Source organism: Amycolatopsis sp. lyj-108 (assembly GCF_046549005.1).
GTDB lineage: Bacteria > Actinomycetota > Actinomycetes > Mycobacteriales > Pseudonocardiaceae > Amycolatopsis.
Window position 1 is genome coordinate 24653 of record NZ_JAJPWQ010000021.1, and the last position, 21780, is coordinate 46432.

Annotated in this window: 20 protein-coding genes; 3 read left to right on the forward strand and 17 right to left on the reverse strand. The window is 66.4% G+C overall.

Annotation, left to right across the window (positions count from 1 at the left end):
• Positions 1-67: 67 nt before the first annotated feature.
• The 3 genes from ACLJO0_RS43420 to ACLJO0_RS43430 are packed head-to-tail and all read right to left on the reverse strand — an operon-like array spanning position 68 to position 2059.
• Positions 68-460, reverse strand: coding sequence for a hypothetical protein (locus ACLJO0_RS43420; RefSeq protein ID WP_410585729.1), 393 nt, complete (start codon positions 458-460; stop codon positions 68-70).
• 14 nt (positions 461-474) lie between these two features.
• Positions 475-855 carry a hypothetical protein gene (locus ACLJO0_RS43425; RefSeq protein WP_410585730.1) on the reverse strand — a complete coding sequence of 127 codons (381 nt, stop codon included), beginning with the start codon at positions 853-855 and terminating at the stop codon, positions 475-477.
• Between the two features lie 10 nt (positions 856-865).
• Positions 866-2059: a hypothetical protein gene (locus ACLJO0_RS43430; RefSeq protein ID WP_410585731.1), complete on the reverse strand. Its 1194-nt coding sequence runs from the start codon at positions 2057-2059 to the stop codon at positions 866-868.
• 316 nt (positions 2060-2375) lie between these two features.
• Between ACLJO0_RS43430 and ACLJO0_RS43435 the strand changes: the two genes are divergently transcribed.
• Genes ACLJO0_RS43435 through ACLJO0_RS43445 form a run of 3 tightly spaced genes read left to right on the forward strand, consistent with a single transcriptional unit; the run spans position 2376 to position 4429 of the window.
• Positions 2376-2936, forward strand: coding sequence for a hypothetical protein (locus ACLJO0_RS43435; protein ID WP_410585732.1), 561 nt, complete (start codon positions 2376-2378; stop codon positions 2934-2936).
• Entirely contained in the window at positions 2933-3937 is a 1005-nt protein-coding gene (locus ACLJO0_RS43440) for an RICIN domain-containing protein (RefSeq protein ID WP_410585733.1), read from the forward strand. Before ACLJO0_RS43435 ends, ACLJO0_RS43440 begins: the two co-directional genes overlap by 4 nt.
• A gap of 39 nt (positions 3938-3976) precedes the next feature.
• Positions 3977-4429, forward strand: a complete 453-nt coding sequence (locus ACLJO0_RS43445; protein ID WP_410585734.1) for an RICIN domain-containing protein — start codon at positions 3977-3979, stop codon at positions 4427-4429.
• A gap of 1130 nt (positions 4430-5559) precedes the next feature.
• Here ACLJO0_RS43445 and ACLJO0_RS43450 read toward each other — a convergent pair.
• The 14 genes from ACLJO0_RS43450 to ACLJO0_RS43515 form a co-directional block, all read right to left on the reverse strand.
• Positions 5560-6258: a class I SAM-dependent methyltransferase gene (locus ACLJO0_RS43450; protein WP_410585735.1), complete on the reverse strand. Its 699-nt coding sequence runs from the start codon at positions 6256-6258 to the stop codon at positions 5560-5562.
• 75 nt (positions 6259-6333) lie between these two features.
• Positions 6334-7545 (reverse strand): SagB family peptide dehydrogenase, encoded by a 1212-nt coding sequence (locus tag ACLJO0_RS43455; protein ID WP_410585736.1) that lies wholly within the window; start codon positions 7543-7545, stop codon positions 6334-6336.
• A gap of 98 nt (positions 7546-7643) precedes the next feature.
• The gene (locus tag ACLJO0_RS43460; protein ID WP_410585737.1) at positions 7644-8501 is read right to left on the reverse strand and encodes a thiopeptide-type bacteriocin biosynthesis protein; all 858 of its coding nucleotides are present in this window, start codon (positions 8499-8501) and stop codon (positions 7644-7646) included.
• Positions 8498-9946 carry a hypothetical protein gene (locus ACLJO0_RS43465; protein WP_410585738.1) on the reverse strand — a complete coding sequence of 483 codons (1449 nt, stop codon included), beginning with the start codon at positions 9944-9946 and terminating at the stop codon, positions 8498-8500. The genes ACLJO0_RS43460 and ACLJO0_RS43465 overlap by 4 nt, the downstream gene beginning before the upstream one ends.
• A 13-nt stretch (positions 9947-9959) precedes the next feature.
• Entirely contained in the window at positions 9960-11912 is a 1953-nt protein-coding gene (locus ACLJO0_RS43470) for a TOMM precursor leader peptide-binding protein (protein WP_410585739.1), read from the reverse strand.
• Positions 11909-13627 (reverse strand): hypothetical protein, encoded by a 1719-nt coding sequence (locus ACLJO0_RS43475; RefSeq protein WP_410585740.1) that lies wholly within the window; start codon positions 13625-13627, stop codon positions 11909-11911. The genes ACLJO0_RS43470 and ACLJO0_RS43475 overlap by 4 nt, the downstream gene beginning before the upstream one ends.
• Positions 13624-16140 carry a lantibiotic dehydratase gene (locus ACLJO0_RS43480; protein WP_410585741.1) on the reverse strand — a complete coding sequence of 839 codons (2517 nt, stop codon included), beginning with the start codon at positions 16138-16140 and terminating at the stop codon, positions 13624-13626. The genes ACLJO0_RS43475 and ACLJO0_RS43480 overlap by 4 nt, the downstream gene beginning before the upstream one ends.
• Positions 16137-17198 (reverse strand): LLM class flavin-dependent oxidoreductase, encoded by a 1062-nt coding sequence (locus tag ACLJO0_RS43485; RefSeq protein WP_410585742.1) that lies wholly within the window; start codon positions 17196-17198, stop codon positions 16137-16139. Before ACLJO0_RS43485 ends, ACLJO0_RS43480 begins: the two co-directional genes overlap by 4 nt.
• Positions 17198-18274 (reverse strand): hypothetical protein, encoded by a 1077-nt coding sequence (locus tag ACLJO0_RS43490; RefSeq protein WP_410585743.1) that lies wholly within the window; start codon positions 18272-18274, stop codon positions 17198-17200. The genes ACLJO0_RS43485 and ACLJO0_RS43490 overlap by 1 nt, the downstream gene beginning before the upstream one ends.
• An 86-nt stretch (positions 18275-18360) precedes the next feature.
• Entirely contained in the window at positions 18361-18513 is a 153-nt protein-coding gene (locus tag ACLJO0_RS43495) for a thiazolylpeptide-type bacteriocin (RefSeq protein ID WP_410585744.1), read from the reverse strand.
• Positions 18514-18541: 28 nt separating this feature from the next.
• Positions 18542-18721, reverse strand: a complete 180-nt coding sequence (locus tag ACLJO0_RS43500) for a thiazolylpeptide-type bacteriocin (protein ID WP_410585745.1) — start codon at positions 18719-18721, stop codon at positions 18542-18544.
• A gap of 79 nt (positions 18722-18800) precedes the next feature.
• Positions 18801-19322, reverse strand: a complete 522-nt coding sequence (locus tag ACLJO0_RS43505) for a hypothetical protein (RefSeq protein ID WP_410585746.1) — start codon at positions 19320-19322, stop codon at positions 18801-18803.
• Positions 19323-19343: 21 nt separating this feature from the next.
• The gene (locus tag ACLJO0_RS43510; protein WP_410585747.1) at positions 19344-20087 is read right to left on the reverse strand and encodes an HTTM domain-containing protein; all 744 of its coding nucleotides are present in this window, start codon (positions 20085-20087) and stop codon (positions 19344-19346) included.
• The gene (locus tag ACLJO0_RS43515) at positions 20084-21094 is read right to left on the reverse strand and encodes an alpha/beta hydrolase (RefSeq protein ID WP_410585748.1); all 1011 of its coding nucleotides are present in this window, start codon (positions 21092-21094) and stop codon (positions 20084-20086) included. Before ACLJO0_RS43515 ends, ACLJO0_RS43510 begins: the two co-directional genes overlap by 4 nt.
• Positions 21095-21780 lie beyond the last annotated feature (686 nt).

Here is a 21780-nt window from a genome sequence, read left to right on the forward strand (position 1 = left end):
CCACATTGGTCGCATTCGAGCCTATGGCAGCCACACCGCCACCTTGGAGAACTTCCATATCTGGCCACTAAGCCGACATGTTGTCCGGCGAGCAAGCATGGCCCCACGAAGAAGATCTAACCGGGAGGTCGAACCAGCAAGGTTCGCCGAACTGCGACAGTCCTCCTGCCTGCAGTAGTCGATCAATATATGCACCGATCCGCTCAGCGGGCTCCTTGGCCGTCGCAGACCGCAGACTGAAGGCCTCTTGAACGAATCCAGGACCCAAGAGTCCGCCAGTGACGAACTGGACCGACCTCTGTTCGGCCAACTCACTTCCCTTCTGGCCACCATCGCCGTGAAGACCGGAAACATAGACGAATTCCACCAGCGAAATGTAGCCGCCTTTCGCCAGAGTCATCAGGTCATTCTTCCAGGGCATCTCGCCGTCAGCCGTCGTGCCGCCGCGCTCCGCCTTCACGCTTGAAAATTTGACTAATCAGGTAGATGCGGATCGTCCCTGATGGCTGATTCGATCATCCTGCCGCCGTCCAGGGTGAGAAACAAGGAGTACCGTCCAGTCTCACACAACCCTTGGTAAATGCGGTCCGCAAGCTGGCGTTCCGCGACGTGGTCTCTGCTGAAGTTTCGCACAACAATCATCCAAGGATGATCTTCAAATGGAATGTCTCCATCATTCTCCAGCCTCATGTCATCATCTACTTCAATAGCCACTTCTCCGTCAATACTTGCACCGGCGACGAATCCATTCCAGGGCGTTCGATCAAATCGAACGCACAAGATCCTCTCAAGGTCCACCACCACATCGAACCGCTCTCCAAGAGGACGCAGGTATATTTCATGATACGCCGTCAAGTTGCCCTACCTACGGTCGCCAGGTGAAATCGAAGTCTCGACCTATGATTCTGATCGAGTCATAATGCCCGGAGTTGTTCCCCAAGCGCCGCTTAATTCCAAGCCGTCCGGCGTCTTGCGTGAGTTCGACTCCGCAGGAGTCCAAGATGATATCCCGCGCTTGGCCGCCCCCCTTGGCGCTCTTATCCAGCAGGTTCTTGACCGTGTTGTCGTTCCCGGCATCGAGGGTCTTGAACTCGACAGGCTTTCCATCGACGAGCGCGTCAGGAGTCCGAACCTTCCGATCTGGTGACTCTTTGAGCGCTTTAACGTTTTTGCCTTCTGAGGCGAGTTTTTCCGCGATGCCGCGTTCCTTGGGTGAGAAGGTCTTCGCTGACTCATCGATGTTACCGCGCTTGTTGAGTTTTTTGATGTCGTCGGCGGCTTTGGTGATGCCGTCCGACGCGGCGGCCATGCCCGCGGCGATCTCGGCGATACCGCCGGCGACCGCTGGTCCGCCGGTGAACACGCAGGCGACCAGGCCGCCGAGTCCACCGATCACCCCGCCTGGGAGTGCGCCGATCCCGGCTCCCGCGGCTCCGACCCCGGCGCCGATCCCCGCGCCCGCGGCGATCTCCTCACCGCATACCGCCAGTCCTTCCGCAGTGGTCACCGCACCCGCCAGCGCGAGCCCCGCGCCGCCAGCGGTCTGGAAAAGGTGCCCGAGCAGCGCGAGAAGCTCACCGAGGTGCTCACGCACGTAATCCGCCGATGCGACACCGAGCTGGGCCAGCATCGCGAGCAGCCGGTCGATTTCCTGTTTGACCGCGGCCATGGCCGGGTTGTCCTGCCCGGCGTTGTCCGCGGCGTTACGGAGCGCGAGAAGGGATTCGCGTAGCTTGTCGAGGCTCTGCTTCGCCTGAGCCCCTTCCTGCTCGCGACGCTGTGCCGCCTCGGCGCGTACGGCGGCGTTCACCGCCTCGGTCGCGACCTGGTCTGCGTGGGCCGCGTGCTGTTCGGCGAGCGTGGCGGCGGCTTCGGCTTTGTCCGCCCAGCCGCGTGCGGCAGCGGCGTCCTTGTCGGCTTGGCTGGCCGCTGTGCGGGCGACGGCGGCGTCGGCTTCGGCTTTGGTGGCCGATCGTCCTGCGATCGCGGCGTCCGCTCCGGCCGCGTTGGCGGAGCGGCGAGCCGCTTGCGCGTCGCCCCTGGCTTGGGCGGTGGCCACACAAGACCGTTTACCCACTACTCCCCTCAACCGGCACACGGCCGCAAGACTTCGCGCACGACTCAGAGCCCGGAACAGGCCCGGTCCAGGCGCGATAAAAGGGATCAGATAACACCGCGGGACCCGAAAGCAAGAAGATCACCGCAGCTGAGGACCTTTGTCACCGGTCGGCCATGAATTTCTCACGGCTTGCACCAACAATTACCTTCATCGGTGAGCGAATAAACAATTCGACGATCTGATTCGAATACGAAAACACGATCAGCAGTACCCTCCACCGGGAATTCATTGACCACATTTCAGGGGAGACATCCGCATGCGCATCGAACGATCCCGGGGAACAAGACCGGGCAATACCGGACGAAAGGCGATCCTGGGAGCGCTCACCTTCGCGGTGCTCACGTCGTCGCTCGGGGTCCCGGCCGCCGTCGCGGCGCCGACCACTCCCGGACCGAAGGCGGCGAACGCGCAGGCGCCGCTCGAGGAGTCCACCACCGACGAGAAGTCCCGTGCGGCCGCGGCGCTGGGGATCAACGCCCACGAGGACATGCTGGTCCTCGACGACAGGAACTTCGTGCTGACACTGTGGCGCAAAGCCAAGGAAGGCAGCGAAATCAAGAGCGCGGCACTCATGGCCTTCACCAGCTCCGACGGGTACGCGTCCACCCGGTTCATCAAGACCGGCGTGTACCAGGCGAAGAAGACCGACGCCGACAACGAGGTCAAGGACTCGGTCGCCAAGCAGCAGGCGCGCGCGGCCAAGCGCAACGCCGTAGCCCAGATGCCCGGCATGGAAGCCACTGACGAGGTCGTCAACCTCGGCGAGAAGGAATTCGTCTTCCGTGCTGGCAGAACGCCAAGGCCGGATCGGCGGTGAAGAACGCCGCCGCTGACGTGCTCCGACCGCAAAGCACTCCGGAGGATCGCCAGAAGTTCGTCACCAAGGGCATCTACGACGCCCGCGAACTCGATAGGCAGCGGGAGATCACCGATACTCAGGAAGCCGAGCGAAAGGCGAAGGAACTGGAACAGTCCCGGGTGGCCAAAACGCTGGCGGTGTCGGCTGCGCTGGGGCTCGTGGCCGACGATGACACGAAGAACCTGTCCGACCGGGACTTCGTGACCATGATCTGGACCCGGACGACCGGCGCCGAGGTCAAGATCGCGGCGAGGGCCGCGCTGGACACGAACACGCCCTTGGCACTGAAGGACTTCATCTTCACCGGAGTCCACTCGGCACACCAGCGCGACCTCGAAGCCCTCAACACCAAAGACCTCGCGTTGAAGAGTCGGCAAGCACGGGAGATCCTCGACGCCGCCGAGCGGGACGGGTTCCAGCCGAACCTCGTCACCGCCGCGAAACTGGCACTGAAGGACCCCACTCTGGCCAAGCTGACCGCATTCCTGGACAAAGAACAGCACGAAGCCGCCAAGCGCGACTTCGCCAAACCCGCGCAAGGACTAGTCGTCGAACTCAAGGGACTGCAGTCGGGGCGCTGCCTCCAGGTCGCCGGGGTGAACCAGGACGCCCACCGCGACGGCGCGGGCACCGAACTGTGGGACTGTGTGCGCGGCGCGAAGCAGCGCTGGGTTCTCCAGGACAAGAACGACGGCAGGTACGCGCTGCGGAACGTGAACTCGCAGAAGTGTCTCGCGGTCGCCGGAGGTGGCATCGGCGACAACGACGCGCTCGTTCAGGTCGACTGCACCCCAGGCTCCCCCGAACAGTTGTGGGAGTTCGTCCCCGTCGGCGACGACGGCCTGTTCGAACTGCGCAACGTCAAAAGCGGCAAGGCAGCCGGCGCCGCGGGCGGCGGCACCGCGAACGCCTCACTGGTCGTCCAGTACACCAACACCCACGCCGCCGGGCAGGCCTGACGACTGGTCGACGTCAACCACAACAGCCAGGCCCTCGCCATGCGGCCCGGCGTGGCCGAACTCAAGGGCGTGCAGTCCCAGCGTTGCCTCCAGGTCGCCGGGGCGAACCAGGATTCTCTCGCCGACGGCGCGGGCACCGAACTCTGGGACTGTGCCGGATCGGGACAGCGCTGGCCGAAGGAGCGCTGGACCCTGGTCGGCCTGGCGGACAACCATTACACCATCAAAAACGTCAACTCCGGTCTGTGCCTGGATATCGAAGGCGGTCAGGCCACCGACGGCGCGACCGTGGTCCAGGCCCGCTGCCAGCCGGGCCCGAGCCAGCGCTGGGCGTTCTTCCCCGGCGGGAACGATGCGATGAAGGTGGTGAACGCACTGACCGGTGGTGTCCTCACCGCGGCGAACGCGGGCACGGCCAACGGTTCGCCGATCCAGCAGTTCGCGGACGGCAACGGTGACGAGCAGCAATGGCTGGTCAACCCGCTGCCTTGACGAAACACGCGGCTTCCCTCACCACCAGGGCGGGAATGCTGCTGGACCATTTCAGCCTCCCACCCGTGGCCGAAGATGAGATCCACCGCGCACCGGCCCGGGAAACCGGCGCCGCGGGGCCGGACCATACGAAACGTGAGGTGGTGCCTGCCGCGGCACGACAGGCACCACCTCACGTTCGAATCGGTCAAGCAGCGAAGGCATCCTCGGTCACGACAGGAACTCCCAGAACTCGTGCATCTTGCACCTCACCGGACAACGAATACGGATCCACGGCGACAGCGAATCCGGCCTTCCTGCTCACCCCTACCCGGAACAGGCCTGATTCAGACGCGATCACAGGGATCGCAGCTGAGGAGCCTTTTCACTAGCCGACCATGAATTTCTCACGACCTGTACCGACAACAACCTTTTATCAGTGATCGAATACACAATTCAACGGTCCGATTCGACAACGAAATAACAGCACGCAGTACCCTCCACCGGGAATTCATCCAAGAATGGCGCGGTGACGCTGCAGAGCATGTTCAGCAACGGCGACGGCCACCAACGGCTCGCCACCGCCCTGTCCACACATACCTGACTCACGCGGAGCCGGTGAGGTCGCCCCAGCCACGACGAGGCGCCCTCCCTTGCCGTAGCACCTGCCCGGCCAATCAGCCGCGGGCTCACGCCCTAGGAAGGGACTACTCAACACGGAGCAGCATTTAGTCAGATATCAAAATCAGTGGGACTGTCCGGAGTTTGGGGGACTGTAACGCGAACGGCGTGTCCGACCGTGGTTGTCAGTAGGTCTCAGCGCCCGGCCAGTGGTCACTGAAACCGTCGTTCTTGTCGACCGTGATGGTGTTCTTGCCGACCGGCGCAGGGTTGTCAGCGTCATCCCTCGACCTCCCTCTGTAATGTTGGCGCAGGCCTTTCAGAAGGAGAGCTTGTCAGGCTCGGTGCACCGTTGCCGCGAGCCTGCCAATGAGGCGCGACGCCCCCAGTGAGTCCCGCCTCGGCCATACCGTCTTCGCTGCCCGGATCGCGGCCAACAGTACTCGTCGATGCTCCTCGGAGATCAGCTTCCGGCCGCGATGTGTCGTCAACGCCGTGCCTTCGAAGTCAGTTGGCGTGTTTAGCGGGCTTCACCTGCGGGCGGGCTTTGTCGCGGTGACCAGTCGCGTGGTGACCCACGGGCCGCTCCACCAGCCGCGCCAGCCCTGCCTGCGCAGGGAAACGTGCTGCATGGACAGGTCCGTCAGCGTTTTCGCGTATTCACGGGCGACGCGCAGATCCGCGAACGCGAGCCTGCCGCCGGGTTTGAGTACTCGCACAGCTTCCCGCACAGCCGTTTCCCTGCCGCCGGGGTCCTTGATGTTGTGAATGGCGAGGCTGCTGACGACCACGTCGAAGGATTCGTCGGCGAAGGGTAATTCCGTCATGTCGCCGGTGCGCAGTTCGATCCGATCCGCGACACCTTCGGCTTCCGCGTTTTTCAGGGTGGCTTCGGTGCTGTTGCCGGATTGGTCCACGCTTCGCCATAGGTCGATGCCCACCGCGCGGCCGTGCTCGCCGAGCCGCTCGGCCGCCATCAGCAGGACCGCGCCCCGGCCGCAGCCGAGGTCGAGTACCCGCGCGTCCGCTGCGAGGCCGAGCCGATCGATCACGTCGGCCCAGATCCGGAACTTCCCGCGGAAGGTGGTGTGGAGATAGATACCCGCGCACAGCAACATCAGTACGCCGACGACCAAGGGCACGATCGAGGTGGCGAACCCGTCTGTGAGGGCGTTCGCGACGCCGAGGCCGAGGGCGAGCAACCCGCCTAGCACGTATCCGATCGGCACATAAGGTGCATCGACTCCATATTTCCCTTTACGCATGTATTCCCCGTTGGACACCGCACCACTCCTGTTTCTGGTCTAATCCGTCTGCATTTCCTGGCGAGTGCCCAGCATAAACTCCCCGACCGGTATTTCCTCGGGAAAACGCAAGGACAACGCTCGCTGGATCAGTGCGTTGTCACCGAAACCGAGCGCGCACGCGGCCAGCCCCATCGCGGCCGCCACGAGGTACAGGTTCTGGTAGACGACTCCGGTGTTACGCAGCGTCAGTGAATAGCCGAGCCCTTGGTATTTTCCCGCCAGCTCACTTGTTCTCGAAGTCAGCACGACGAGGACGTCAGGGCGCTGTGGCGCGCCTGCCACCCCCTTCGCGGCCGCAAGCAACACCGCTGGATCGAATCGATCCTCTTTCGGTGCGAGAGCGTGCTCGGCCGGGAGATAGCGGTACACCCCCGATGGCAGGCCTGTGCATCGCCCGACCGCCAGGTAGACGGTCAATTCGTCGATTCCGCCCGCGGCGGGATAGGCGCGGCCCCGGTCCCTCGCTCCGACCGCACGGTACAGGAGCTCCCCCAGCTCCCCGGCCGTGATCGGGCGGCCGAATTCCCTGGTCGACCGGCGTTGCTCGATCGCCTCGGTCAAGGTCACGTCAGCAGACCGCAGCCGCGTGAGGTCCACCGGCGGCAGCGTTATCGCCTCACCCGGCCGGAAGCCGTCCGGGCGGCTACCCGATCGGTGCATCACCCGGTCGGATGACGCACCGACCGGGTAGTCGTGCAGCCCCGGCCTCGATCGCCACCAGGACTGCAAATCGTGGAAACTCCACAACGAGGCGTCCTCTGTGAAGCCGCCGTCGTCGTCCGCGGTCGCGATCAGGCCGCAGGAGGCCAGCGCGGCCAAGGCGGGACCGGACGGCAGGGTGGCGCACCGCGCCGCGCCGGTGAGTGCGGTCAGAGCGGAGAGCAGCTCACCGTCGCGGACGATCGCCCGGTGCGTGGCCAGCGGTGACTCCATGAGCAGCTTGCCGTTCTCCGCCCGGATGGCGGTGAACCGGGACAACCGCGCGATCGGGTTCCCGGCCACGACGGGCCAGGAGGCCGAACCGGTGATCGGTTCGATTTCGACCGCCGGTCCGGTGTCGGTCGCCGAGATCAGGCTGCACGCGAAGGCGAAGTTGTCCCGCAGCACGCGAGCGACCCTCTCCGGCAGGTCGTCTTCGGCGACTCCGAAGGATCCGGCGCTCTCCAGCGTGCGGAAGCCCGTTTCGACGGCCGGCGGCAGTGTGCGCACCCTGGTCGCTCCCCAGGGATGAAGCAGAACCAGATCGGCATCGCCGGAACCGAAATACAGGCGGATCCCCGGCCGGAGCGCGATTCGCCAATGCGGGTTCACAACGACTCCGCGAGTACCGCGTGCAGCAGGGAGATCAGCCTCAGTTCCTCGTTCAGCGAGATACCGAGCCGATTACTCATCATGTGCAGATGCGAGGCGAGCAGCACCTCCGGCGGCGTCGCGAGCACACCACCGCGGTGGTCCGCGGTCCAGCGCGAGAGCGCCGTACGAAGCGGCCTCGTCCACGGCTGCCAGACAGCCGCGGACCTACCGGCCAGCAGGCGCTCGACGAACGGCGAACCGGCCAGCGCCGTGACGTGAGCACCGGCCGCGTCGAGATCGCCGCCGACCGAAGCGGGCCAATTCCGCCTGCTGTGCTCAAGATAGCGGAACATTCTGGCCGGGTCCCTCAACACGCTCAGACCGGCCGCGAACGCTTGGACGGCGGCCGACCGCCTGCTCACCTCGCCCCGGCCGATGGCGGCCACGACAGGCAGCGCCGTCCGGCTGGAATGCCAGAAGAGTTCCTCGGACAGGGCCATTTCGGTCGTGCCGCCGTAGCGGTCGGTCTCGGGCCGGTAGGTCTCCCGATAGAGACCGGGCTCCCGGAACGCTCCGGGCAGGGCGGTATCGGTCCGGTCGATCTCGGCGACCTTGGCCACCAGGTTTCGATAGCCGTCGGCGTCGAGCTCGAAAGGCGTCGAGGGCAGGAACTGCTCCAGCTTCGCGTGGAGATCCATGCCGGCGACTGCATCCCTCAGCCGCAGCCGGACGTGAGGTCCGCGATTCCAGTAGCGAACGTAGAACCACGACGTGCTGGGTACCGCGGGTGCCACCACCTCGGTGATCAGCCGGTCCATCAGTGGCGGGGAGAAGGTTCCGACATGCAGGTGCCATGACGTCCACGGGGTCATGTCCACAGCCCCAGTGCGGGCTCGCGGTACCTCGAGGTGCCGACGACCACCATCAGCAGCGGGATCTCCGCCGGCGGCAGGTCGAGAATCGTCTGCATGGTCACCTCGTCATAGGACCTGGCCGGCCTGGCGTACATCCCGTGCGCGGCGGCGGCGAGGCACAGGCCTTGCGTCATCCACCCCGTGCACAACTGGGCGAGCGCCCAGGCCTCGGGCCCGAAATCACCGTGCAACGCCGACAGGTCAGCGTGCACCACCCAAGCCATCGTGGCGGCGGACATCCCGGAGTCCATGTCGGGCGACCGCGGGTAACCGAACTGCTCCGAGATCCGCGTCATGACGGTCTCATCCGCACGGGCGAGGGCAGGCTCGTCGGCCAGCTGGTAGACCCCCGTCGGCATCCCGTCGATGTCCTGGACGCACACACTGACGCTCAAGTGCGCGCCGATCTTCCGCAGCAGAGCGGACGGCGGGGCGATCGAGGCCCAGGACCGGAGTTCCTCCAGTACCGCCTCCGGACGTCGAAGACGCCTGCCGGAGAAGCCGTCGACACCGTCCGGGCTGCGCCCGGAACTGCGTGTCCACAAGACCTCGGCCCAGGTTTTGCCTACCCCGGTCTCGGCGGGTAATGCCGACCCCGGCTCACCGCGCAATTCTTCCCCGACTGCCCGCAACGCGTCCTGCGACCGGATCACTTCGGTCAGAATCGCGTCCCGCTCGATACCGTCCGGTTCGAGAACGCCGAGCCGAGACCCGGGAAGCGCGACGTCCCGCAGGGTGAACTCTTCCGGCCCCAGATCGATGATCATCGGCGGCGTCCAGCCCGCTTCGGGCGGAACGCCCAGCAATCGCGCGAGCTGCTCGTCACCGATACCGGCGAGTGCAGGCCGGAACCCGAACACTTCGGCGGCGCAGAAAGCCATCCGCAGGTTGATCCCCAGCTCCAGCAGCAACAACGCACTGCGCAAGCGCTGATACGAGTTGGGCAGATCGGTGAACCTTCCCGCCAGCACCAGCCGCACCGGTGCCCGTGACGCGGGCCCGGCTCCATCCAGCGCGACCAGCGCGTGACGGAGCGGATCCACATACCAGGCGCGGCCCGCCTGCAGCAGGAACGCGTGGATCGGGAACTTGCTGCGGACCGAGGGCACCGCCCGATGGTCGTTGTAGATGTTGTGCGGTTCCCTGCGGAGAACGCCGAACGCGGTGTGCAGCATCCCGCCCAGTCTTCGGATCGGGCTGAGCGTGGCCTCCGCGGCCGCGCCGAACGGCACGGACGCGAGTGTGCGCCGGGTGCCCAGCGGCAACGGGATACCGACACCGCCACGAGCGTTCGGTGGTGCCAGCAGGCTCGTCGTCGCGTCGGACGGCGACACCGAAACCGCCGGGGTGTAGAGCTCCTTCCCCAGTCCCTGCAGGAAAGCGAACTTCGCTGTCGTGTCCATTCATCTGCCCCTCTCAGGGGAACGGGTGCGGGTCGAGGGGCAAGTCGTCTTCGGTGACCGTCATCCCGCTCGCGGCAAGCCGGTCGGTAAGCCTGGCAAGACCGGCCAGTCGTTGCTGCGCGTGCCCGAAGGACATCGAGACGATGCCCGGCACGACCGTCTTGACCGACGCGAGTCCCGCTTCGGCGTGCTCGGTAGTGGTCTGGTCCACCACGATCAGTTCGGTGAGGCCCGCCGAGGCGAACAGTCCCGCGACGAACTCGACGGCTTGCCGGATATCCCCTCGTGCGTGCCGGACGAAACGGTCCGGCCAGTCCGGGAAGGCATCGGCCAAGGACAGCACCGGACCGCCGAGGGCCCGGCTGACTCTCGGCAGCGTTTCCGGGAAGCCGTACAGCCGGTGGTGGTCCACCAGCATGTCCACTCGCCACGGGTCGGACAGCATGGGCTCGACTTCGGCCGGGTCCCAGTTCATGCCCTGACCGACGAGCTGGCACACCTCCCAGAGTCCGGCGCGGACGGCTTTGATCGGTTCGGGACCCGCCCCAGCGGCGGTGAAGCTGGCGGGCCGCCCACCCGACCGGTTGACCACCAGAACCCAGACCGACGGCACCGCCAGATCCGCCGTGGTGACCAGGACGTGCGTGTCGTACCCGGCCGAGTCGATCAGGTCGAGCAGATGGCGGGCCTCCGGGTCGGCTCGGATCTCGGCGAGATCGAGCTCTGGCAGCGAGGCGGCGGCGTGCCAGGCCAGCAGGAAGGCGTCTCGTTCCGCGAGTTCGAACAGCGAGTGCAGCACGGCTTCTTCCCGGCTCGCTCCGAGCGCGCACCCGCTTGATGACTCGAGGAAGTAGTTGTTGTGGCTGCGTGCCCGGCCACCGCTGTCGGCCCGCCTCGCCCGCTGCAGCACCAGGTCCGGCCGGTCGCCGGGTGCGGGGTAGCCGTATTGGTAGAACGCGATGTCTGCGGGGACCAGCACAGGAGAGCCGTCGTGCAGCCGATGTCCCCACGCCCAGTCCATCGGCTCGTCGTCGCGATAACGGCGGACCCGTGCCAACGGCGCCGCGAGTTGCCGGTCGGTGTAGTGCCCCATCCGCAGTGGATCGAGCGCGTCCGCCGAAATCTCCCAGAACGCTTTGTCCCGCACCAGGTTCGCCTGATGAGGATAGCCGCCGAACCGTTCGTAGGCCTCCAGGATCGCCACCGGTTCGGTGTCCGCGAACACGGTTCCTCTGCCGAACCCGGGAAACCGCGCGCCGCCGAGGGTGACGCCGGTCATCGCGAACGGCGCACGGTCGTCACGGAAAAGCTGGGTGATCGGCCCGAAACGATGGTCGGCGAAGGCTTCGCGCATTGACACGCGGTCGAGTACCAGTCCTGAATCCCCCCGTGTCGGCACCGGCAAGCCGGACGGGACGGCCTTCAACTGCAGCGGTTCCGGCCTTTCCTGCGCCCTTTCGCGTTCCCGGTCCCACACGGCCGATCCACACAGGACACAGTCCATGCTCTTCCTGATCCGGTGTGTCCGGCTGCCGCGAGTCAGGGACACGGCGGCCAGTTCGCCCGGCTCGAGCGGATTCGCCCGCAGTACTCGCGCGTATGTCTCGACGACACCGCGAAGCAACGGTGAGCAGCCCGCCGCGCTGGTCTCGTCGGCCAGCTTCGCCAGTACCGAGGGGGGCTCGAAGAACACCGGGTCGCCGGCCGTGCCCAACGCCCTCGCCTGGGCGCAACCGGAACACGGACCGCCGGGCACCCAGAGCGGGCCGATCAGGACCTCGGAAGCGGTGACCCGGACGCTGAGCCAGAACGATCGCCGCTCGGCGGCCTGCAGCAGCATGTCCCGTTCCCAGCCGGGGTCGAAGCCGCCGTTGACGCTGACCAGATCGGCCATCCCCGCGATCCCGTCCCAGCCCGCCGGCGCACCCGGTCCGGCCAGGATCCGGGTGGCTCCGATCGCGCTCATGCGAGCCACACCCAGCCACCACTCAAGGGTGTTTCGGGACAGCGGACCACCTTGGCCGTGACCACCGAGCGCTCATGGAGCCCGGTAAGCAGAGACCGGACGGCGCTCTGCGTGAGGTAGTTGAAGATGACGGTCCCGCTGGAAATCGGCGTCTGCGGCACACCGAACGCCCGGCAGGTCTTCCTGCTGATCGCCTCGGCCAGCGCCATGTGCAAGCCGTTGCCGGCCTCGTCGCCCCATTGGCAGGCGAGGGTCGTCCCGTCTGCACGGTCGACCACCCGCACCTGTTGCCACGGCACTCCGGGCCAGGAACGTACGCGCACCTCGAAGTCGACTTCTTCGTAGTCGCTCAGCGCCCGCCACAGCCTCCGTGCCTGCAGATCGGTGACGTCGTCCCAGAGCAGGCCGGTTTCGGCGAAGTCGTCGCGTAAGGCGATCGAACGCAGCAGACCGTCCGCGAGCCATCTGGTGTCGTCGACACCCGCGGCGGCGACCGCGTGGCCGACCGGCGGCTCGTGCAGCGCGGCGAGCCTCAGCCTCAGCATGTCCAGGATTCCCTGGGTGCCCGCGTGCGCTTGATCGGGGCCGAACCCGGCCGACAACGCGGGAACGCCAAGCGCACGGCCCGCCAGCACGACCGACGCAACCGGCAGCTGAGGCAGCTCGTCCACGATCTGCCACTCGAACAGCCCGGTCCAGGGGGTGGTGAGGTCCAGGATGGTGGCAAGCACGCCCGCGGCGTCGACGGCTTCGTCCGCCGGTGCCGCCATACTGTCGAGCAGATCGTGCGCGTACACCGCCGCTGCCGGCTCCGGTGAAGGCCCGAGCAGGATCTCGAAGGTGTCCACCTCCAACCGCCGGGTACTCAGCACCGACCCGACCCGCTCTTCCGGGTTCAGCAGGCGTTGCACGGCGAGCGATCCGGCGAGGACCGCGCTCAGCGGGCGGCTCACGGAGTCTCCGCCCCCGCCGTACCACCAGCCGAGTGCCCGCTGCCAGGCACGCCACGTGGCGTCCACCGCTGCATCGGAGTCCAGCATCGGGGACACGAAGCCGAGGTCGGCGGAGAGCAGGATCGCGACGGACGGATGGCCCGACCGGGTCGCCGCGGACAGCCAGTCCGGCGCGGTCTCGGCGGGATCCTCGACGACACCGATGAGCACGGCGCCGTCCGGCCGGGGATCGGCGGCCGTCACCGAGGACACCGCCGTCCATTCGTCACCGGCCGGGCCGGGCCATTCGTCGTCCAGCGGCCGGTCCACCAGTATCCGACCGACACCGATGTCCATCAGGCCGGTCACCACCGAGGCCGCCGCGTCCACCGGCCCCACGACGACCACCGTGCTCGACCGCAGTCGCCGGAACTCGGCCTGCGGATCGTCGGCGTAGGTTTCGAGATGAGCCAGGACGTCCGCGAACCGGGCCCGCAATGCGGGTTCCATCGGTTCGGCCGCGGAGGAGCGCAGCAGCAGCCCCTTGCCCTCCAGTGCCTCGACGAGGACGCCCACGCTCGTCCGCATCCGGTCGCCGCCGGTCGCTTGGACCAGTTCCTCGAAGGTGACGCCGTCCTCGAGAGCGGACACGCAGCGATCGACGAGCCGGTAGAGCGCCTGCGGCCCTCGAAGGACGAAGTTGGTGTGCGGCGTCTGGAAGTAGACGCCGTCGGCGACCGGGGCGAAGTGCGCGCCCGGCCGCATTCGCAGCATGGTGGTCATGACACCTCCGCGGCGAACGTGCCGTGTGCCGGCCGGTCGAACTCCACGACCCATTCGAACGCGTGCCTGCCGTCGCGAATCCCGGGCAACGCCTCCTCGAAGTACGTGTCGTCGCGCCTTTCCAGCATTTTCGGAAGTACACGGAGCATGGTGAGGCTGGTGAGGTCGACATACTGTGGTTTGGCCCTGCGACGGCGGCGTAGATAGGACAGCTGGCCGGTGTGCTCGTCTAGCTCGCTGAGGTCTTCGCCGGAGATCGGTGTCTTCGCCACGATCTGCTCGGGCACCCCGTTCCGCGCCCGCCACTCCGTCCAGTCCAGCAGTCGCTCCGCCGCTCCCCCGGCCCGCGGCGGCAAGTCGTCACCGTGATACCAGCGGCGGCGGTGCATCACGACGTCGCCGAAACACACCCGCGGATAGCCGACCGTGCCGAGATCGGGCGCGACCCGGCGATGTGCGACGTCCACGGCGTCGGTCACCAGCCTGCCGGTGTCGAACATCCAGCTCGCGATCCGCAGTGGCTCCGGAAGGACCTCCGGCCATTTCATCCCGAGTGGCAGCACGACGAGCGGCTCCCCACGCTCGTCGGCGAGGGAAAGATCGTCCGTGTCGGGATCGTGCTTCAGTCGGACGCGGGACCAGTCCTGCGGACCGACGGTGCGGTCCAGCAACCGGATCCGGTGGTTGATGTTCGCGTCGTGAAGACCGTGGTCTTCGGCGAGATGCGGACCGTAGAGTCTCCGCAACCTGGCCTTGAGCAGATCGGCGGCCGTGCCGCCGATGGCCTTGTCGTGGCCGAGGAAACGGGTGTAGGTCATGCCGTGGCCGGGATAGAGGTCGTTCAGGATCAGCCGGTCTTCGCCGAGCACCTGCAGCAACGCGCTGTAGGAGGCGGGGGTGCGGGCGAACCTTTCGGGCAGCTCGAATCCCGAGTACCCGCCCGGATCCAGGACGAGTTCCTCCGCGCCGGCGTTCTCGGTGATGTCCCTGGCGAGCCGGGTGATCAGTTCTGAGCGGACCTCGATCAGCCGCGCGAGCGAGCCGTCTCGAGGGCCCAGCTCCGCCGCTGTCGACCCGTCGAGAGCGTTCTCCCGGCGGTAGACCATGGTGACCAGGTTCTGAGCGACAGTCGTCAGCCCCACGTCGAACCCCACCCCGAACTGGTCGACCGCGGCGGCGGTGAGGATCGCGCGGACATCGTGCTGCCGGTCGAAGATCGACCGCATCCCGATCATCGCGGCGAGGTCACCGAGCGCGGGCCCGACCCGGGCGAAGTCGGCGCCGCGGCTCGGCAGCTGCAAGTCCTCGTTCACCTGCAACCGGGCAGGCCTGCCCGACAGCGACGTCAGTTCGTTTTCGATCGTCTTGACCGCGCCCAGCGCCGCCACCCGGTCCCCGGTGTCCCCTACGGCCACCATCTCCAGCTGGCCGCCGAGATCCCGGCACAACCGGACCGCACGGGGATTCGTGTCACGCAGTACCTCGATCGCGTCGGCCACGATGTCGGCCGCCTGGTCGTCGACAGGTGAGTCCGGGATCAGCACTCCGGCCCGCACCGCCGCCGCGACAACGGCCGCCGCGTGTTCGACGGGCACCTCCAGCTGATCGGCGACATCGGCGACCAGCTCGTCGGTGCGCCGGGCGCCGAGGCCGGTCTGGGTCAGCAACACGTGCAGGGGCTCGGTGAGCGGAGTGGCCAGCAACCGGACACTGTCGCCGTCGGGACGCGAGTAGGTGAGCCGGTTGTCCTCGACCGTCGCGGTCGGATGCCCCTTGAGCGCGACGTCCGATCCGAACGATTCAGACGGTTCGACCAGCCCGCCGCAGACATAGGAGAACAACGCGCGATCCACCGATACGAAGGATTTCGCCCCGCTCGCAGTCAGATCCGGCTGGTCCACGGCCACGCCGTCCGGGTCCACTGTGTACAGGCCGACGGCGGTGAAGCGAGCCAGCGGGCTGGTCCGCACCATCGCCCTGGTCAGGTACTGCACGATCCCGCGCTCGGACTTGCGATCCCGCTGGTCGAGCTCCTTGTGGCCCTTCGCATACCGTACGGCGGCGGTGTAGACGCCTGGTGTGACAAGGGCGAGCGAATTCAGCAGGCCGGAGTCATCGAGAATGGCGCGCATCTTGGCCAGCTCGATCCCTTCAGCCTCCGGCACCAGCGCGGTGACCTCGTGGGCGATCCGTTGATACCGCCTCTGCGCCCGAAGCCATTTCGCGGTGACCGGCGGAGGTTGCTCGACCCAGTCCGCAGCTCCCGGTACGCGGCTGTTGTGGATCGTGCGCCTGAGGTTCAGCAGCCTGGTCCGGCAGGCACCCTCGGCCGTGCCGATCAGGTCGTACAGTTCGGCACAGGCGGCTTCGGCGATACCCGCCATGATCCGCGCTTCGCGAGCCAGCTCGGTGAGCCGCTCCCGTATCTCTGGAGTGGACAACCGGAGGCCAGGCAACGGATTCAGCCTCAGCTGGACGACCTCACCGATTCCGGTGACCCCGTGCCCGTTCACAGGCCCACCACCTTCGGCATGACCTCCGAGGCGAACAGCTCCAGGCTCGGTGCGGAGATCTCGTAGGGCATGCCGCCGAAGTCGACCTGCCACAGGATCACGTCGACGCCACCGAGCGCGCCGACGTAATTCCGTACCATCTCGGTGACCCGTTCCGGGCTTCCGACGAAGGCGCTTCCCGTCGTCCTCATGTCCCGGCCGGTCAGCGTCTTCAGATAGCGGCTGAGCCCGGTGTAGGACGGGTAGTCCTTCGACGAGGCGTTGTTCCACGAGTCCGTCGACTTGATCCAGACGCGCAAATACTCGTTGAGGTAGCGGTCCGCCACCGAGGCGGCTTCCGCGTCGGTCTCGGCGACGTAGAGCGGCAGGCTGGCCACGACCTTCGGACGGCGTCCGGAAGACCCGTGATGGGCATTGAACGCGTCGCGGTACGCGGTGACCTGGTCGACGTCGAAGTCCAGCCCGCTGGGCGTGATCATCAGCCCGTGCCCAAGTTCCCCGATCCGGGTGAAGCTTTCCGGAGTGCGTACAGCCGAAAGGTAGACGGGCGGATGGGCTTGCTGAACCGGGCGAGGCAGGCTCGTCGCGTCGCGCAGAGCGAAGTACGGCGTCTTAAGTGACACGTCTTCCTCCGTCCACAGCTTGATCACCGCATCGATGGTGGCCTCGAAGCGAGCCCTGTTCTCGTCCATCGGCACGCCAAAAGCTTCGAATTCGTAGGGCAGATACGCCCGCGCGAAACCGACGTCGAGACGACCGGCGCTGATGGCGTCGACCATCGCGGTGTAGGAGGCCAGTTTGAGCGGGTGGTGGAAGACCGGCAGGATGCATCCGGTGAACAGCCGGATGTCCTTGGTCTGCGCCGCCACCGCGGACAGGAAGTTCAGCGGGCTCGGGCAATAGCCGCCGTAACCCATCAGGTAGTGCTCGGTCATCTTGACGTGGCTGTAGCCGAGGCCGTCCGCGAGGCGGCTCAGCGCCAGCGCGTCGGCGTAGTAGTCGACCGGCGACTTCGTCTCCGGTTCCCCGTCGGGCAGGAACGAGATCCCGAATTCCATCAGATACTCCCCAGGCGGTCGGAGGATGTGGTGTCCATGTCCGGACGGATGTCGTCGAGCCGCTGCTTCCAGGTGGACCCGAATGCCGCGTCGATCGCTTCACTGATGGCGAAGCAGCAGTAGTAGCGCTCAAGCGGGCTGACATCGAGCAGCGGCAGGGCGCTATAGAGGAAATTGAGCAGGCAGCGATAGACCGTGAACCACGGGGCCGGTTCGTTCAGCAGTCCGCTGTCCGCGAATGTGCGGTGGAACTCGGTCACCGGTTCGCCTCCCTGACCGCGGGACAAGGAGGCGAGGACGTCCGCGTTAAGGACTCCTGCCGATACCAGGGAATTGAGCGCGCCCCAGCCGTAGTCGATCCCCGACAGCCACTCCGGGATGTCCGGGACCCCCGAGCTGAGCTGACGGTCCACGATCGACGCGAACAGTTCCCGGTCAGTCTCATAGCGCCGTCCGAAGTGGACACGCGTCCCGTGCCCGGCGGAGGCGGCGAAGAAGGCTTCGGAATGGGAGCGGTAGGACATCGAACCGAGGGCGAGGCCGACCGGGGTACTGGCCGCGAGGGCCACCATCACGGTGGCGATCCGTTCCCGCAGAGCGAGCGCGTCGATCGCGCGCTCCTCGGCGGCCGCGGCGGTGAACCTGGTCAGGATCGCGTCCCGCGCCTCCTCCAGCGGAGCAGGCCAGTGGGCACCGGGACTCTCGAGCACCTCGACCGAACCGTGCGGGCGAATCGGCAGATAAGGCGGAGGTACCTGCTCGATGCGGCCGAGTTGTGCCGCCGACCGCGGGTAGCCCGCTTCGTCGAAATCGGCCTCGGGCAGCGGTATCCGGCGAAGCTCGTCCGCCAGTTCCTCGGCGAAGTCCGGGTGCCCGTGGTGTGCGCGGAGCACGATGTCGACATGGGGCCCGAAAAGCCATCCACACTGGGCATAGGCGACCGGCAGCCAATGCCGATCGGTGAACCGCGCGAGCAGTGGATGGACGTGCCGGGACAGGATGGCACGCTGGCCGCGGGCGTGGTTGTAGACACGCACCACCCGGGCGCGGGTGAACAACCGCTCGTTCTTGTTCATGATCGCTCTAACTGGGTGTTGGGCTTGGCCGGGAAATGAAATCCCCGGCCAAGCGGCCAATCTCGGATCTTCAATCCTTCAAGACTTCAGCAGCAACATGACGAGCACGTCGAGGATGAGCAGCCGACGAACTTGGACGCGCCCATTTCGGGCAGGGCCACGGCGTCGGCCACCTCGAGTACCGCGAGTTCCTCGAGCTGAATTTCGATATCGTCGGCGAGCGCACTCGTGAAGTTCACTCGGGCCTCCTTCCGGTTCCGGCCTCGATCAGCAGCAGCAGGTCGAGGAGCACGTCGAGGACGAACACCCGATGCTGCTCTGCGAAGCACCGAGCTCCGGCAGCGCACGGCCGTCCGCGACGTCCAATACCGACAGTTCTTCGAGCTGGAACTCGATGTCGTCACTGGACAGTTCCAGCTGAGCCAGGTTCTTCACCACATTCTCCATTCGTTGTTTCCTTCGGTTCTCCGGATACCGCAGGACTCTGCGGCACCCCGCGGCGAGTCCGACGACTTCGCCACGTCTGTCAGCCGGCCGGAGCCAGCTCGATCATGGGTGAGCGGATGAGCACACGCGGCTTCTCCGCGGCGTCGTACCCGGCCGAACGCAGCACCACGAACTGGGTGGCAACCGCTCCTTCGGCATGAGGAACGTTCCGGCAGACGTAGTTCACGAGCAGCCGATAAGAATTGATTTCCGCGATCGGCACTCCGGCCGCGGCGGCCAGTATCGTCCGGCCCGCCGCGTCGGCCACCGCCTTGCCTGCCCTGCTGTCCGGGTTCCACAGCGCGTGGGACAACCGTCGCTGTGGATAGCTGGTCAGTCGGCGCCAGGTGGTCGCAGCGTCGCCCACCAGATCGCGGCACAGGATGTAGTGATCGTGAACCATCGGTTCCGGCGCGTAGAAGCGCCAATCCGGGATCAGCACCCGCCTGCGGTCGAGCGCCTCGGCCCAGCGGATCCGCCTGCCGGGATGATGCGCACAACAGGTCACGAAAAACCAGCCGAGCAGGCCGGCAGCCAGCACGCGAGCGATCACCTTGGGCATCTGCCGTATCTCCAGACCCGATCAAAGTCGTCTGGCGCAGTACCGGACCGCCTCGTGCGCCGCGAAGAACGCGAACGGGAACCGGTTCAGTCCCATCGCCAAGGCGGTTCCGAGGTGGAACACCTTCGCTGCGCCCAACAACGCGGAAGCGAACGGCCTCGGCATCACCAGGACCAGGGGAAAAGCCAGCTCGAGCACGATCACCGCGCGGCTGAGCACTTTCACGGCCGCCGGTCGCGCGGACAATACGGCGTGCAGTCGCCGATGGCCGGACGACGCCGTGCGGGCCACTCCCACCAGCGCACTGCCGTCCCGCCATTGCCGGGACACCGACTTGGCGAGCCCCGACACGAAATAGGCGAGTGCGGTCTGCCCTGCCACGAACCACAGTGCCGACCGCTGGACGGTCGAGTCGCGGGTCATTCCGCAGAGCGCCGCCGCGGCCTGCACGAACACGTGCATCTGGTCCGCGCCGTCCCGGCCATGGGGATACCGATACTGCAGCACGCAGCCGGATCCGGCCAGATAGCCGTTGGCGAGGACCCGGCCCCGCTCCGGCCCGGCGATCAGCGACACCGCGGCGGCGAGCCTGCCGGCGTGGACGAGGACGTCTTGCTGGGCTTTCCCCTCCGCCTCGGGGCGGGAGAAGAAACCACCGGCTCGCCGGAAACGAGGGCGGCAGAGGAACTCCGCCGCCGCCACCGCGACTCCAGGAGCCGAAACCAGCTCCATCCTGCGGACCGCCTGCCGCACCGTGCCGGTCATGACGAGAACACCCAGTCCACCGCGGCTTTGAACCAGGACGGCGCGTTGTTCTGCAGGTTCATCGAATGCCCCGCGCCGAGCAGGACGAACGTGCGCAACACTCCCTCGGCGAAGAACTTGCCCTCGCTTCGCGCGACCGACCCCGCGTCCGTGCAGTCGACGTACTGTCCGCAGAACAGTGCATCCGCCTGCCCGACCGCGAGGAACACCGGCACCTTGATCGCTTGCGTGACCTCCGGCGCCCATGCCATCCCGAGATCCCGCTGCTCGGCCGGAGTGGTCGTCGACTTCGTCCGCTCGTCAAACTCACTCAGCAGGGGCGCCGTGTCCCCAGAGGCCTCGAACAGAGCCGCGCGAGCGCCAGGTCTGGTCGTCAGATAGCCGTCTGGATACCGGCCGGTGAGCCCGGCGTTCGTGTCCGCCGGCACCAGCGAGGCAGCGAAATCGTCCAACTTAGGCCCGAAACCACGGACAAACGAGGTAAGAATCACACCGTCAACATCACCGAACCGGCCTGCCTCTTTCGCCGCGATGGCGGCACCGAAGGAATGACCCACCGTCTGCACTTTCGCGAACTTCCTGCCGAGCTCGCCGGAGCGGGCACGGTTGATCAGTTCGTGCAGAATCTCCACCTGCCGGGCGCCGGTCAATTCCGCAGCGGACGGCTTACCGGACACTCCGGTACCGGGCCGGTCGATCGCGAGCGTCGAGACCCCTCGCGTGGCAGCGTATCGCACATAAGAGTTCTCTCCCGGTGCGTCCCAGTACCGACTGTCATAGGTGACACCGGAAAGCAGCAGCTGCAAGACATCGCCACTACCAGGGCAATACCTGCCCGCAATGCGCCACGGCAGCGCTTGACCGGATACGGATACGTCAAAGAACAAGTCTTGACAACTCGACAGCTTGCCAGCCCGGCTCGCCTCGGCAGGACCAGCGGCTGCGGCCAAGGAAACCAAGGTGACGAAGAGTAGAACCAACAGCGAACGAACATTCTTTACTCGCACGCCCACCACCCTTTCGCTCGATCTAAAATCAGGAACCCCAACCGAGTCGACCGCAGTCCACTCGTGACTATTCAGTGCCACTTATGCTCAGCTCTCAGCCGATGCGGCGGCTAGTACAGAACCTCACCACTTCAAATGTGATTTTTTCACTGCCGAACACAGGGCTGCCCACTGTCCGCACCCGAAAAGCTCCTCCCGGCAACCGGCTGTCCGCCCCTGCAGGCGTTCGCTGAGGCCCGCCACTCCCCATCCTCGGTTGCGATGCTTGATGCGGAGCCGTCTCTCCGGCGAACCGAGCGACCGAATCCTCTACGAGGCACACACAGCGCGGACCCCGTGCAGCTCATCCGAGTCTTCGGGCTAAGCGTCACCACCGCCGTCCGCTACATGCAGGCCGCGCACCCGGAACGCTTCCGCCTCGATCCCGCCGAACCGTGAGCGCCGACAGGTACCGGGCCACGTCGACGGTAGGTCGGGAGTGCGGTGAGCGAGGACGTATTCGGCGTATCGTCGATGCCAAGCCGCCAGGTTCAATCACGAGCCTGGTGGGCCAGCGCCGAGCCTTCACGTCCGGCTGCGAGCACGAACGCCACGGCCACCACCAAGCCGGCCGTCGGAGCCAGCGCGAGGCTGGCCGCTACCCGGCTCTCCAGGTCGCCAGGGGCCACACTCAGCAGCGCCGGGCT